A 14,117-nucleotide genomic window follows, 5' to 3' on the forward strand; every position below is an offset into this window, starting at 1 on the left:
GGGGTGGCCCGACGGCGTGGTCGGGGCGCGTCCCGTGGGGTTGTGCAACGGCCTCGGCGGGCCGCTCGTTCCCGGGGCCGGCAGCGGTGCCCTGATCGGGTGTGTTGCCGGGGTGTGCAACGGCTTCGGCGGGCCGGTCGTTCCCAGGGGGCCGGCGCGGATAGCCCGGTGGTGCGGGGCTGGCGCGGCGGGGGATTCAACGACCCGGGGCCGGTGATGATTCCCGGCTGGGCCGGTCTCTCGGGGGCCGGCGAGCGGGGTCGCGCGGCTCGACCCTGTTCAACGACTCGGGCCCGGCGATGATTCCGCCGCCGGGGTGGCCCCGACCACGGGACGCCCGGTGCCGAACCGGGTATTTCGGGTAGGAACCGCGCAGGACCGAACCGGACGTCCGGTGTCGAACCACCACCGCCGTTGCGCGGCGGGTCGCGACTTCCAGGCATGTTGGGGTGACCGCCGAAGCGGACAGCCCGTTATCCCGGTGCCCGAATCGACCACCACCCCGATCCGCCTGATGGTCAACTCGGGTTCCTTGATGTCGGGCTGTCCCAGTGATGCGGATACCCCGACATCAGTGAGCCCGAGTCGATCATGGCTCGCCATCGGCCCGGGAGGCCGAAACCCAACCGGGCCCGTGCCCGCGTTCCAGGCCGGCTCCCATGTCGCGGCACCCGTGACCCGGGCGCAGAACGGGCGTCAGGGCCCAGGTCGCCGCCGTGGACCCTCGGTGGCCGTTGATCGACTCGGGTACGCGCATGTCGGGGTGTCCCGGTGGTGCGGATGCGCCGACATCAAGGAACCCGAGTCGACCATGGAGCGGATCAGGCCGGTGCCACCGGGTCGGACGGTGCCACCGGGCCGGACGGTGCCACCGGGTCGGACGGTGCCACCGGGCGGGCGGTGCCATCGGGTCGGGCGGTGCCGCCGGATCGGCCGGGGCGGGCGGTACGAGCCTGATCGCGGACTGGGCGCGCTCGCTCACACGGGCCCGGCACGACTTCAGTGCATGTCGGGGTGGCCGCCGAAGCGGACAGCCCGACATCCCGGTAGCCCGAGTCGGCGGGACCCGACGAATCGCGGGTGCTGTCACGATGGGGGGCGTGGAGATCTGGAACAACCCGGCGTGTTCGAAGTGCGCAACGGCCCGGGCGACTCTCGACGAGGCCCGGGTGCCCTACCGGCTGCGGGCGTACCTGGAGGACCCGCCCGGTGTCGCGGAGTTCATGGAGGTGTTGGCGCGGCTCGGCGCGCGGCCGTGGGAGGTGTGCCGGATCCACGAGCCGGCCGCGCAGGAGTTGGGCCTGGCCGACTGGCCCCGGGACGAAACGAGCGAATCGCGCTGGGTCGAGGCCATGGTCGCCCACCCGGAGCTGATCCAGCGGCCGATCCTGCTCCTGGACGACGGCGGCGCGCTGGTCGGCCGCAGTGCCGAGGTGTTGCGCGCGGCTGTCGACCGGTCGGTCGAGGACTGAGCGCAAGCCGGAGCGAACATCGCCTCCGGGCCGTCACGTTCCGGCTCGCTGGCCGGCTCTACGCCGCGCCCGCCCGGTCGTCCATCGCCCCGCCGGTCCGGCGGTCCACTGCCCCGCCCGCCTGCCCGCCCGGCCGTCCGCTCACTCCACGGGCTCGCGTCCGCCCTGCCGGTTCCGTCCCGCTCAGGCGGCGGACACCCGCCGGTCCGCCCGGCCGTCCATCGCCCCGCCGGTCGGGCCAGCCGGGCGGGCGTCCGCTCGGCGCACGGGATCGCGTCCGTCCCGTCGGGTCCGCCCGCTCGGGTGGCGGGTGTGTGGAACGCGGCGTTTTCCACTCGGGCGAGCGGGAATGCGGGCGGTGGTTCCCGGAACCGACCGCGGAAGGAGCGCCGGGTGTCGCAGCACGGGTTGCCGACCGTCGCGCTACGGCCCACGCCGGTCGCCGGCGCGCCCCTGTACTGCGACGCCCGGGAGTGCGGGTTGCAGGGCGACGGGGTGACCAACGACCAGCCGGCGCTCGCCGCGCTCGTCGATCGCCTCGGTGCGGGCTACGCCTCCGACGGCCGCCCCCGAGTCATCTACTGTCCGCCGGGCATCTACTCGATCCGCGACGCCGGCACGATCTGGCGCAGTGGGGTGTCGCTGATCGGGGCGGGTCCGGCAGCGACCCGCTTCGTGCTCAGCAACGAGGGGAACCGGGCCGATCCGACGCCGTTGGCGTACTGGACCACGGTGCAGCACGGCGCCGACCGGGACCGGCACATCGCCGACTGCACCTTCGCCGACTTCGAGATCGACGGCTCCGGGGTGGCGATGGCCGAGTACAGCTACCTCGCCAAGGGGCTCGGCCTCCAGTACGTCGTACGAGGAGTGTTCCGCAATCTCTACATCCACCACACGGGAGCGACCGGCCTCGGCTGCGACTTCCTCCAGGACAGCATCATCGAGGGCTGCGTGGTGGTCGGCTGCGGCCGGCTGGACAACGGCGAGGAGATCGGCGGGGCCGGAATCGGCGTCGGCATCGGAGGCTGGGGTGAGGTGGAACGGCTCACCATCGCGAACTGCACCACTGTCGGCAACGGCACCAACGGCATCTTCCTGGAGTTGCAGAAGGACTACTGGCCCCCGCCGCGAGGCTTCCGCATCATCGGCTGCCACAGCCAGGCCAACCGGTTCGGCATCTCCGACTGGGGAGCGGACGGCCTCATCGTCTCGGCCTGCACCCTGACCGGCAACCTGGAGGCCGGCTTCGACGTCTCCGGCAACGGCACCGCCGGCGTCGCCGGCCGTGGTGGACTGCTGACCGACTGCGTCATCGACCGCAACGTCGGCGACGGGGTCAGCATCGGCAACACGCCAGGTCCGTACACCGTGCGGGGCAACCGGATCAGTGGCAACGGGGCGTACGGCCACCACGAGCACAACCTCGGCCGGGTCTACTCGGGCCCCGCCGAGCACGTGGTCGTCGACAGCAACGAGATCTGGGACAACGGCCTCGACGGGATCCGGATCGACCGGCCGATGTCCGACGCCGTCATCGTCAACAACCGGATCCGCAACAACGGCCGGCGGCGTGCCCCGGCCGAGGCCGGTGGCGGCGAGGCGGTCCGGTACGGCTTGCGGGCCGTGACGGACCGGACGGCCCGCTGGCCCGCCGACGGTCACCGGGGGAAGGTGGTGCGGGTCGGCTCCCGGGTGGCGGTGGTGGCCGGCAACACCGATACCGAGCTCGCCCTCGCCGAGGTGCGGCCGGACGCCGTCAGCGGCTGGAACGCGGACGTTCCCGGGCCGGGCGCGAGGTACGAACTGCCGGGGCCGCCGCCGGTCCGGGCCGGCATCACGGTCAACGCGGCCTTCGACTCGGCCACCGTACGCGGCAACCGGATCTGGGACCACCGCGACGAACCGAGCCAGACGTACGGAGTCTGGATAACCCCGGAGGGCAGCTGCGTGGACTGCCGGGTTCAGGACAACGACTTCGCCGGCAACGCCGAGGGACCGCTGCGGTTGGACACTCCGCCGATCGGGGGCCGCTGGGACGGCAACCACCACGGCGAGGGTTGAGCCGGTCCGTTCAGCGGACGCCGTCGCCCTGCGCCGTGGCGTCCGCGTGCCGGGCGAGCAGCCGCGCCCGGATCTCCTCCGGGGTGTACGCGCGGCGGCGCCGCTCGGCGCGGGCGATCACCACCCCGGTGGCCGCCACGCCGGCGAGACCGGCCAGCCCGAGCACCTTCCACCACCGCATCCGTCGCCGCATCGACCTAGGGTAGACGGTTATGAGTCTCAGCCTCGACGAGGCGGTGGAGCTGACCCGCACCGGCGACCTGTGGGTCTTCCGCGGCCGCAGCGTGCCGGACCGGGCCATCCAGCTCACCACCAACAGCCCGGTCAACCATGTCGGCATGGCGGTGGTGCTGGACGACATGCCACCGCTGATGTGGCACGCGGAGCTGGGCAGGTCCCTGCCGGACATGTGGTCCGGCGGCCACCAGCGCGGTGTGCAGTTGCACGACCTGGCCGAGGCGGTCCGGGTCTGGGCCAACCGCTACGGACAGCGTGCCTGGCTGCGCCAGCTCGACCCGCCGGCGGACGCGGAGATGGAGAACGCGGTGCTGCGTACGGTCGCCCGGCTGGACGGTACGCCGTTCCCGTCCACCGCCCAGCTGGCCTGGCGGTGGCTGCGTGGCCGCCTGCCGCAGCTGCCCCAGGCGGGCCGTGACCTGCTGCCGCGCGGCGGCGGGAGCAGGCCGCCCCGCCCGGCGACGGTCCCCGACCGGGCGCTGGAGACGGCGTACTGCGCCGAGGTGGTGGCGGTGACCTACGAGGCGATGGGTCTGCTGCCGGCTGGCCGGCGTCCGAACTGGTACGACCCGGGCCGGTTCTGGAGCGGCGACGACCTCGGCCTCTCCGGGACCGCCCGCCTCGGCGCCGAGATCGAGGTACGCGTGCCGCCGCGCTGAGGTTTGACGGCACCGGCGACGGGCAATTGCCTCCGCCGTGAGAGCCTCCACCGACCTCGGTACGCTGAGCGACTTCTTCGACCGGTACGGCGCGGCACTGACCGCTGGTGACGTGCCGGCCCTCGCCGGCTGCTACGCCCTGCCCGGGCTGGTGGTCGCCGACACGTACAGCTTCTCCTTCAGTTCGCTGGCGGCCGTGGCACTCTCCTTCGTCGGCGCGGCACCGGACTACCGGGAGCGGGAGCTGATCGCCGCGCACGCGCTCATCGAGGACGTGCAACCGGTCTCCGCGCTGCTCACCATGGTCGCCGTGGAGTGGGAGTTCCTGGACAGCTCCGGCGCGCGGGTGCCGGGCGAGCACTACCGCTACCTGCTGCGCGGCACCGACACCGGCCCGGTCATCTGTACCGTCGTGCGCGCCGGCTGACCGGGGCGCGCCCGCCGTCCGGACGGTCGGTCGCTCGCACCGAGTTGCCGTTCCCCTCCCACCGGAGGCTGACTACGCTGGCGGGTCGGTTCAGGAGAGGGGACACATGCCTGTGCGGCCTGCCGGGGCGCCGGAACCGGGAAGCGCGCCCAAGCTGGTGGCGTCGGTGCCGTGGGTGCTCGTGCTGCTCGGCGTGGTCACCCTGGCGGTCCTCCTGCTCGTCGCGTCGCTCTCCTTCCGGGTTCGCGAGCCGGAACCGGCCGCGGCCTCGGCGCCGCCGCTGGTGCCACCGGTCTCCCCGGCCGCCACGGCCTCCGCCTCGGTGTCACCCACCCCGAGGGCGAGCCGCTCCCGCACCGAGGTACATCCCTCCCGGAGCGTGCGTCCCTCGCCCACCGTCACGTCGTCGTCCCGGACTCCGTCCGCGCCGCGGTCGAACCAGCCGGCGTCGGTCGACGGCGGCGCGTTGACGGCCACGTACCGGGTCCGCGACGCCGATCGCGACGACGTCGCCGCGGAGTTGGTGCTGCGCAACGGCACCGGCCACGCCGAGCAGTGGCGGGTCGACCTCGCGTTCTCCGGCCGGGTCCGGAACCTGCGGGTCTTCGGCGCACCGGTCTGGGTGGTGCCCCGGGGTGACGGCCGGTACGTGCTGCGGGGGCTCGGCCCGCTCGCGCAGGGGCGCAGCGTCGAGCTGACCCTGCGGTTCAGCCGGGACGACCGTGACGACCAGCTCAGCGGGTGCAGGGTGAACGGCGGCGACTGCGCCCTCGACTGACCCGTTACGCTCCCCGGGCGACCACCAGAGGGAGGGACATGTCCGGCACGGGTCAGGGCGCACGACACAGACATGGCAGGGCCGTCGCGTCCTCGCCCTGGATCGTGGTCTTCGCCGGGGTGGTGGTCATGGTGGTGCTGCTGGTCATCGTGCTCGGCACCTACCGGGGCCGCTCCGATGCGGAGGTGCCGCGGGGGTTCGAGGTCGGCGCGCCGATGCCGACACCGCCCTGGCTCTCCGCGTCGCCGACGGGCTCCGCGTCGGCCGACTCGACCGGCGGCACGCGCACGCCCTCGTCGTCGCCGACGCCGACGCTCTCCTCGACCCCGTCCGCGCCGACGTCCACGGCGAGCCCGACGTCGGCGGTCCCCGGTTCGCCGTCGGTTCCGCCGAGCCCGCAGGTCTCGACCGCGCCGCCCGCCCCGCCGGCGTCTGGACCGTCGCCCGAGCTGACCGGCCGGTATCGGGTCACCAGCACCTTCAGCGGTGGCTTCATCGCCGAGGTGCAGGTCAGCAACGTGTCCGAGGCCGGTCAGGAGTGGCAGGTCCGGCTGGGCTTCTCCGGTGGTCGGGTGACCGCCGCCTGGGTGGTGAACGCGCCACAGGGGAGACTGCGCGAGCGCGACGACGTCTACACCTACAGCGGCGGGGCCGACCTGGCCCCGGGTCAGTCGGCGCGCCTGATGTTCCATGTGGAGCGGGCGGAGACCCGTCCCGCCGAGTGCACCGTCAACGGGGTCACCTGCGGCGGTCTCTGATCTTCGTCGACTGAAGGGGCCGGCAGCGCGTGCTGCCGGCCCCTTCCGGCGTCCTTCCGCAAGCCTGCTGCCATGTTGCAGCGTTTCTTGCAAGGTATTGCAAACCCTTTCGGCGGGGGCTAGCGTGCGGGCGAATCCACGACCAGAGGAGGCCGTCGATGGAATCCCCGCCGCGACCACGCAGGGCCCTGCTGGGTCTCGTCGCCCTGCTCGCCCTCACCCTGGTCGGTACGCCGGTCGCCGTCCCGCAGCTCGGCGGGGTGCCCGCCGCCGGCGCGACAGGTGTCGACGAGACGGCCACCGGTGCGGCCCAGTGGCGTGGTGAGCCTTCCGCCGAGGCCCTTCTCGCCCGCGGGACCGACGACACCCGCGCCGAGCAGTTCTACTTCGTACTGCCCGACCGGTTCGCCAACGGCGATCCGCGCAACGACCGGGGCGGGCTGGCCGGGAACCGGCTGCGCACCGGGTACGACCCGAAGGACAAGGGCTTCTACCACGGTGGTGACCTCAGGGGCGTCATACAGAAGCTCGACTACATCCAGGGGCTGGGCACCACGGCTATCTGGCTCGCCCCGGTCTTCAAGAACCGCCCGGTGCAGGGCAGCGGGGCGGACGTCTCGGCGGGCTACCACGGCTACTGGATCACCGACTTCACCCAGGTCGACCCGCACTTCGGCACCGACGAGGAGCTGCGGAGGCTGGTCCGCCTCGCGCACCAGCGCGGCATCAAGATCTACCTCGACGTGATCGTCAACCACACCGCCGACGTCATCACGTACGCCGAGGACAGGTACGCCTACATCGACAAGGCGACTTCGCCGTACGTCGACGCGCAGGGCCGGGCCTTCGAGGACCGCAACCACGCCGACGGCAGCCGGGGCTTCCCCGCGGTCGACCGGAGTTCGTTCCCGTACACCCCGACCTTCGACACCGCGGCGGACGCCGAGGTGAAGGTGCCGGCGTGGCTGAACGACGCCACCATGTACCACAACCGCGGTGACTCCACCTTCACCGGCGAGAACAGCGAGTACGGCGACTTCTTCGGCCTGGACGACCTCTGGACCGAGCGCCCCGAGGTGGTGCGGGGCCTCACGAAGGTCTACGGCGACTGGATCGGCAACACCGGTGTGGACGGCTTCCGGCTCGACACCGTCAAGCACGTCAACCTCGACTTCTGGCCGCAGTTCAGCCGGGGCGTCGAACGGGCCGCCGAACGGGCCGGCAAGAAGGACTTCTTCATGTTCGGTGAGGTGTACAGCGCCGACCCCGAGATCACCTCGACCTACGTGCGGCGCGGCGGCCTGCCGGCCACCCTCGACTTCGCCTTCCAGGAGGCGGCGCGTGGCTACACCGCCGGCGCCGGTTCCGCGAAGGCGCTCGCCGACGTGTACGCCCGCGACGACCTCTACGCCGCCCGGGACACCGACGCCAACCGGCTGACCACCTTCCTCGGCAACCACGACATGGGGCGGATCGGGTCGTTCATCGCCGGCGGCGGCACCGACCCGGCCACCCACCTGCGCCGCGACCAACTCGCCCACCAGCTGATGTTCCTCACCCGCGGTCAACCGGTCGTCTACTCCGGCGACGAGCAGGGCTTCACCGGACCGGGCGGGGACAAGGACGCCCGCCAGGACATGTTCGCCTCGGCGACGGCCGACTACCTCGACGACGACCTGCTCGGCACCGACCGCACCCACGCCGGCGACCAGTACGAGCCGGACCACCCGCTCTACCGCACCATCGCCGAGCTGGGCGCGCTGCGCCGGGCGCACCCGGCGTTGCGCGACGGCGTCCAGGTCACCCGGTACGCGGCCGACGGCCCCGGCGTCCTCGCGTTCTCCCGGATCGCCCCGAGCGAGCGCACCGAGTACGTGGTGGCGGTGAACAACGCGGACACGGCGCAGACTGTCACCGTGGACACCTGGTCGGCCGGCGCCACCTTCACCGGCGTCTACGGCGCCTCCGGTACGGCCACCGCGGGGGCGGACGGGAAGCTGGAGCTGACCGTTCCGCCGCTGGCCGCGGTGGTGCACCGGGCCGGCACGCCGATCCCGCCACCCGGCCGGGCGCCGTCGGTCACCATCACCACGCCCGCGCCGGACGAGGCGGTCGCCACCCGGGCCGCGGTCACCGCCCAGGTCACCGGCGACCCGCTCGCCACCGTCACGGTCGCCGCCCGGGTGGGTGGAGGCAGCTGGACGTTGCTGGGCAGCGCGCGCCGCGCCCCGTACACCGTGCACCACGATCTCACCGGGCTGGCCGGCGGAACGAGGATCGAGTACAAGGCGGTGGTCCGGGACGGCTCGGGCCGCATCGCCACCGCCCGCTCCACCGCCACCGTGGGAACAGCCGCGCAGGGCCCATCGCGGGACTGGGCGGTGGTGCACTACCAGCGCCCCGCCGGTGGGTACGACGACTGGCGCCTCCACGCCTGGGGCGACATCGACCCGGCGTACGTCACCGAGTGGCCGCAGGGTCAGCCGTTCGCCGGCGAGGACTCCTACGGGCGCTTCGCCTGGGTGAAGCTCAAGCCGGGCGCGAAGACCGTCGGCTTCCTCGTGGTCGACGAGGCGGGCAACAAGGACGTCGCCCAGGACCGGGCCCTCGACGTGACCCGGACCGGTGAGGTCTGGGTCAAGCAGGGCGATCCGGTGGTCTACCCGACCCGGCAGGCCGCCACCGGCGAACCCGACCCACCCGTCGACGACGGCACCGCCGTGCTCCACTACCGCCGGGCGGGCGGCGACTACGACGGCTGGGGGCTGCACCTCTGGGACGGCGCGGCGGACCCGACCGAGTGGTCCGACCCGATGGAACCGACCGGCTTCGACGCCTTCGGCGCGGTCTTCCGGGTGCCGTTGGCCGACGGCGCGACCGGACTGAACTACATCGTCCACAAGGGAGACAAGAAGGACCTCCCCGACGACCAGCGGCTCGACCTCGCCGGCGCCGGGCGGGAGGTCTGGCTGCTCGCCGCCACCCCGGGCCGGCTGCTGCCGTCGACCTCCTCCGCCGGGGGCGGGGACCTGGACGTCACCAAGCAGCGGGCGCACTGGATCGACCGCTCCACCGTCGCCTGGCGGACCGGACCCACCGACGGCAAGCGGTACGCCCTGGTGGCCGCCCCGGCTGGCGACGTGCGGGTGGTCGACGGCGAGCTGGCCGGGACGTACACGACGGTGCCGCTGGACGCGCGGCGCAACGGGCTGACCGAGGCCCAGCGCGCGGCGTTCCCGCACCTGTGGGCGTACCGGAGCTTCACCCTCGGCCGGGGTGACCTGGCCAAGGTGCCGGCCGCGCTGCGCGGGCAACTGCTGGTCACCGAGCGGGACGCCGAGGGGCGCCTGCTCGCGGCCACCGGCGTGCAGATCCCCGGCGTGCTCGACGACGTGTACGCGCGGGCCACCGACGCGCGCCTCGGGCCGACGTTCACCGGCCGGACGCCGACCCTCGCGGTCTGGGCGCCGACCGCCCGGACGGTGTCGTTGCAGCTGTTCGACACGCCCACGGCCGAGCCGCGGACGGTGGCGATGAACCGGGACGACCGCACCGGCGTGTGGTCCGTGCGCGGCAGCCGGGAGTGGACCGGGAAGTTCTACCGCTACCAGGTGCGGGCCTGGCAGCCGGCGACCCAGCAGGTGGTCACCGCCTCGGTCACCGACCCGTACTCGGTGGCGCTGGCGCCGGACTCCACGCACAGCCAGCTCGTGGACCTCGCCGATCCGGCGCTCGCCCCGCCCGGCTGGTCCGGGCTGCGCAAGCCGGCCGCCGTGCCGCCGAGCCGGGCGCAGATCTCCGAGCTCTCGGTGCGGGACTTCTCGGTGGCCGACACGAGCGTGCCGGCCGAGCGGCGGGGCACCTTCCTCGCCTTCACCGAACCGGCGAGCGCCGGCATGCGGCACCTGCGGGCACTCGGCGACGCCGGGGTGACCCACCTGCACCTGCTCCCGGCGTTCGACTTCGCCACCATCCCGGAGCGCCGCGCCGACCAGGCGCAGCCTCCCTGCGACCTGGCCGGGCTGCCGCCGGACTCGGCGGAACAACAGGCGTGCGTCGCGACAGTCGCCGCCGCCGACGGCTACAACTGGGGGTACGACCCCCTGCATTACACGGTCCCGGAGGGCGGCTACGCCGTCGACCCGACCGGGGCGGCGCGCACCACCGAGTTCCGCCGGATGGTCGCCGGCGTCAACGGCGCGGGCCTGCGGCTGGTGATGGACGTGGTCTACAACCACACCTCGGCCGCCGGAGTGGATCCGAAGTCGGTGCTCGACCAGATCGTCCCCGGCTACTACCACCGGCTCCTCGACGACGGCACGATCGCCACCTCCACCTGTTGCGCGAACACCGCCCCGGAGCACGCCATGATGGGCAAGCTGGTGGTGGACTCGGTGGTCACCTGGGCGAAGGCGTACAAGGTGGACGGCTTCCGCTTCGACCTGATGGGCCACCACCCGAAGGCGAACATCCTGGCCGTACGGGCGGCGCTGGATCGGCTGTCCCCGGCCCGCGACGGGGTGGACGGCACGTCGATCCTGCTCTACGGCGAGGGCTGGAACTTCGGCGAGGTGGCGAACGACGCGCGGTTCGTCCAGGCGACCCAGGCCAACATGGCCGGCACCGGGGTGGGCACGTTCAACGACCGGCTCCGGGACGCGGTGCGCGGCGGCGGGCCGTTCGACGCCAACCCGCGCGCGCAGGGCTTCGCGTCCGGGCTCTTCACCGACCCGAACGGCGACCCGGTCAACGGCAGCCCCGACGAGCAGCGGGCGCGGTTGCTGCACCAGCACGACCTGATCAAGGTGGGGCTGACGGGGAACCTGCGCGGCTACCGGTTCACCGACTCCACGGGGGAGCGGGTCACCGGGGCCCAGGTCGACTACAACGGTGCGCCGGCCGGCTACACGGCGGCACCCGGGGAGGCGGTCACCTACGTCGACGCGCACGACAACGAGATCCTCTTCGACGCGCTGGCGTACAAGCTGCCGCAGACCACCTCCACCGCGGACCGGTCCCGGATGCAGGTGCTGGCGTTGAGCACAGTGGTCTTCAGCCAGGGCACCGGATTCGTCACGGCCGGCTCCGAGCGGCTGCGCTCGAAGTCGCTGGACCGCAACTCGTACGACTCGGGGGACTGGTTCAACCAGATCCGCTGGGACTGCGCCCAGGGCAACGGCTTCGCCGCCGGCCTGCCACCGGCGGCGGACAACCAGGACAAGTGGCCGTACGCCCGGCCGTTGCTGGCCGATCCGGGGCTGGTGCCGGACTGCGCGGCGATCGACACCACCGACGCCCGCTACGCCGAGCTGCTCCGGATCCGCGCCTCGTCGCCGGTCTTCGGGCTGGCCACGGCGGAGCAGGTGCAGCGGCGGGTGGCGTTCCCGCTCTCCGACGCGGCCGAGACGCCCGGCGTGCTCACCATGACGCTGGACGGTCGGGGGCTGGACCCGCGGTGGGCGTCGCTGACCGTGGTCTTCAACGCCACCCCGCAGACCACTACCCAGCGGCTACCCGGGCTGCGGGGCGCCGCCGTGTCGCTGCACCCGGTGCTGCGCACGTCGGCGGATCCGGCACTGCGCGGTGCGTCGTTCGATCGGGCCACCGGCACGTTCACCGTGCCGCCGCGGAGTGTGGCGGTGTTCGTGCGGGAGCACTGAGCCACGACGCGGACCGGCCCCCTCCCGCGGTCAGCGGGAGGGGGCCGGTCCCTGTCTCGACCCGTGCCGTCGCCGTCGGCGGCGTCACGTCACCCGGGGGTGTCAGCCGAAGCAGTTGGGGGGTGTGGCCCCCAGGCCGAGGCAGTTGGTCGGCCGGTTGGCGGTGACCGCCGACTTGTCGTCGATGATCACGCCGGAGTTGTTGGTGAAGATGCCACCCGGCGGCAGGGTGGAGAAGTTGTGCGCCACCTTGGTCTTGTCCAGCCGCACCTCGCCACCGACGTTGAAGATGCCGCCACCGATGCCGATCGGGCCGACCGCCCGGTTGCCGACTACCTCGCTCTTGCGCAGGACGGTGATGCTGCCCTCGTTGAACAGGCCGCCGCCGAAGAAGGCCGCGACGTTGTCCTTGATCGAGGTGTTCTCGATGGTGGCCCGGCTGCCGAAGGCGATCGCGAGGCCGCCGCCGACACCGATGGTGCTGTTCTTCTCGACCTTCACGTCGTAAAGGTTGAGCGAGCTCTCCGCCGTGGCGATGCCGCCACCGGCGACGAGCGCGGTGTTGTCGGAGATCTTCGACTGCTTCACGGTGGTGTTGCCCTCGATGTCGAGGATGCCGCCACCGAAGCCGATGGTCTTGTTGCGGCTGATCTCGCTCTTCTCGACCCAGACCGTGCCACCGTCGACGTCGTCGGTGAAGATCTCCGCGGCGCCGTTGGAGATACCGGCACCACCGATACCCGCCTCGTTGTTCGTCACCTTCGAGTCGTAGACCCGCAGGACGCCGGCGTTGAAGACACCGCCGCCGAAGAAGAAGGCGGTGTTCTCGGCGATGGTGCTCTGCCGGATGCTGGTGGTGCCGAAGTTCGCCACGCCACCACCGTTGCCGCCGGACTGGTTCTGCAGGACCTCGCTGTGCTCGATGTCGGCGCTGCCGCCCGGCTGCACCAGGATGCCGGCGCCGTCGTTGAACTCCGGCTCCTCGACCAGGGTGCTGACGCCGCCCTTCGGGGTCGCCTTGGGCGCCGCCTGCAGTGTGGTCCGCGGCGTCATGGCCACGGCCTTACCGGCCTTGGTCGCGGCCGCCTGCGCCTCGACCGAGGTCGAGTACGCCGACCAGACCGCGGCCGGCTCCGGCGCGGTGAGGAAGTTCAGGGTCTGACCGCCCTTGATGGTCAGGCCCTTCACCGTCAGGTGCCCGCCCGGACCCACGTTCAGGATCCGGAAGTACTCGGCGGTGGCGTCCCGGACGATCTTGGTCTTGTCGCCCTTGAGGGTGACCCGCTCGGTGATGACCGGCAGGCCGTTGCCGAACTCGTCGTACCGGGTCAGGTTGTAGGTGCAGTCCTTGGCAAGCTCGAGCGTCGCGCCGTGGTTCTGGTTGGCGAAGACGATCGCCTGGATCAGCTTGTCCGTGTCGCAGGGCACCTCCTTCACCTTGTCGTCCTTGCGGTCCTTGTCGTCGCGCCGGTCCTTGTCGTCGCCCTTGCCGCGCCAGTCGCGGTTCTCGTCGTGACGGTCGCCGCCCTTGTCCCCGTCCTGGCTGACCTGGGCGGTGGCCCAGCGCAGGCCGTCCACGCCGGCCGCACCGGCCCCGGTGGCGACGCCGACTCCGGCAAGGCTGACCACGCCGGTCAGGCCGGCGACACCGCTGGCGAGCCAGACCTTACGGCGGCGCTTCGCCCCCGTCGCCGGCTCCGCGGCCTCGTTGTTGGTTAGGTGATTGGACATCGGAGCTCTCTGCCCTCTCCTCGTACCAGACAGGTTCGCGCCGCCTCAGGCGAGCGTCCCCTGCTACAAATCGGTTGTAGCTCCCGAAACCCACCGTATGAGAAGGTTCTTCGCCTCGTGGTCATATCCGAGATAAGCCCACATTCCGTACCCGATGGGGGCGGTCGGTGACGGGCTGGCCCGGTCATGGCGAGACCGCCTGTGCGGGACCGACTGGACGCGGAGGTGACGAGCGGGTCGGGTACGGCCCGGAGCGGCGCGTAGCCGGCCAGAACCGGCGGGCAGGGGCGATGGGGAGGCGGCGGATGTGGAGGGCCCCTCCGCGCCGACG

9 protein-coding genes are annotated in these 14,117 nt (G+C 72.5%); 7 read left to right on the forward strand and 2 right to left on the reverse strand.

The features are described 5' to 3' along the window. Nucleotides 1-1,091: 1,091 nt before the first annotated feature. Together E1211_RS23400 and E1211_RS23405 are read left to right on the forward strand one after the other, a co-directional pair. Complete coding sequence (locus E1211_RS23400; RefSeq protein WP_243709660.1) at nt 1,092-1,472, forward strand: ArsC/Spx/MgsR family protein; 381 nt, start codon at nt 1,092-1,094, stop codon at nt 1,470-1,472. A 393-nt stretch (nt 1,473-1,865) separates the two neighbouring features. Then, on the forward strand, nt 1,866-3,536 hold the full coding sequence (locus tag E1211_RS23405) for a right-handed parallel beta-helix repeat-containing protein (RefSeq protein WP_132351161.1): 1,671 nt from the start codon (nt 1,866-1,868) through the stop codon (nt 3,534-3,536). Between the two features lie 10 nt (nt 3,537-3,546). On the opposite strand, the gene E1211_RS23410 is transcribed toward E1211_RS23405, so the two are convergent. Continuing rightward, nucleotides 3,547-3,729 (reverse strand): hypothetical protein, encoded by a 183-nt coding sequence (locus E1211_RS23410; protein ID WP_132351162.1) that lies wholly within the window; start codon nt 3,727-3,729, stop codon nt 3,547-3,549. Nucleotides 3,730-3,748: 19 nt separating this feature from the next. On the opposite strand from E1211_RS23410, the gene E1211_RS23415 reads away from it, so the two are divergent. The 5 genes from E1211_RS23415 (at nt 3,749) to pulA (ending at nt 12,055) form a co-directional block, all read left to right on the forward strand. Next, nucleotides 3,749-4,432, forward strand: coding sequence for a hypothetical protein (locus E1211_RS23415; RefSeq protein WP_132351163.1), 684 nt, complete (start codon nt 3,749-3,751; stop codon nt 4,430-4,432). 37 nt (nt 4,433-4,469) lie between these two features. Beyond that, nucleotides 4,470-4,859, forward strand: a complete 390-nt coding sequence (locus E1211_RS23420) for a hypothetical protein (RefSeq protein WP_132351164.1) — start codon at nt 4,470-4,472, stop codon at nt 4,857-4,859. A gap of 106 nt (nt 4,860-4,965) precedes the next feature. Further along, nucleotides 4,966-5,637 carry a hypothetical protein gene (locus E1211_RS32670; RefSeq protein WP_165947323.1) on the forward strand — a complete coding sequence of 224 codons (672 nt, stop codon included), beginning with the start codon at nt 4,966-4,968 and terminating at the stop codon, nt 5,635-5,637. Nucleotides 5,638-5,675: 38 nt separating this feature from the next. Next, nucleotides 5,676-6,395 carry a cellulose binding domain-containing protein gene (locus E1211_RS23425; RefSeq protein ID WP_132351165.1) on the forward strand — a complete coding sequence of 240 codons (720 nt, stop codon included), beginning with the start codon at nt 5,676-5,678 and terminating at the stop codon, nt 6,393-6,395. A 158-nt stretch (nt 6,396-6,553) separates the two neighbouring features. Then, a complete protein-coding gene (pulA, locus tag E1211_RS23430) occupies nt 6,554-12,055 on the forward strand; it encodes a pullulanase-type alpha-1,6-glucosidase (protein WP_132351166.1) in 5,502 nt (1,833 codons plus the stop codon). Between the two features lie 102 nt (nt 12,056-12,157). On the opposite strand, the gene E1211_RS23435 is transcribed toward pulA, so the two are convergent. Continuing rightward, nucleotides 12,158-13,786 carry a right-handed parallel beta-helix repeat-containing protein gene (locus E1211_RS23435; protein WP_132351167.1) on the reverse strand — a complete coding sequence of 543 codons (1,629 nt, stop codon included), beginning with the start codon at nt 13,784-13,786 and terminating at the stop codon, nt 12,158-12,160. Nucleotides 13,787-14,117: the final 331 nt, after the last annotated feature.

Source organism: Micromonospora sp. 15K316 (assembly GCF_004348525.1).
Classification (GTDB): domain Bacteria; phylum Actinomycetota; class Actinomycetes; order Mycobacteriales; family Micromonosporaceae; genus Micromonospora.

Bases quoted from the DNA above. Each gene is read 5' to 3' on its own strand.
- E1211_RS32670 (WP_165947323.1), top strand. From the start codon at position 4,966: ATGCCTGTGCGGCCTGCCGGGGCGCCGGAACCGGGAAGCGCGCCCAAG.
- E1211_RS23435 (WP_132351167.1), bottom strand. From the start codon at position 13,786: ATGTCCAATCACCTAACCAACAACGAGGCCGCGGAGCCGGCGACGGGG.
- E1211_RS23415 (WP_132351163.1), top strand. From the start codon at position 3,749: ATGAGTCTCAGCCTCGACGAGGCGGTGGAGCTGACCCGCACCGGCGAC.
- E1211_RS23400 (WP_243709660.1), top strand. From the start codon at position 1,092: ATGGGGGGCGTGGAGATCTGGAACAACCCGGCGTGTTCGAAGTGCGCA.
- pulA (WP_132351166.1), top strand. From the start codon at position 6,554: ATGGAATCCCCGCCGCGACCACGCAGGGCCCTGCTGGGTCTCGTCGCC.
- E1211_RS23410 (WP_132351162.1), bottom strand. From the start codon at position 3,729: ATGCGGCGACGGATGCGGTGGTGGAAGGTGCTCGGGCTGGCCGGTCTC.
- E1211_RS23425 (WP_132351165.1), top strand. From the start codon at position 5,676: ATGTCCGGCACGGGTCAGGGCGCACGACACAGACATGGCAGGGCCGTC.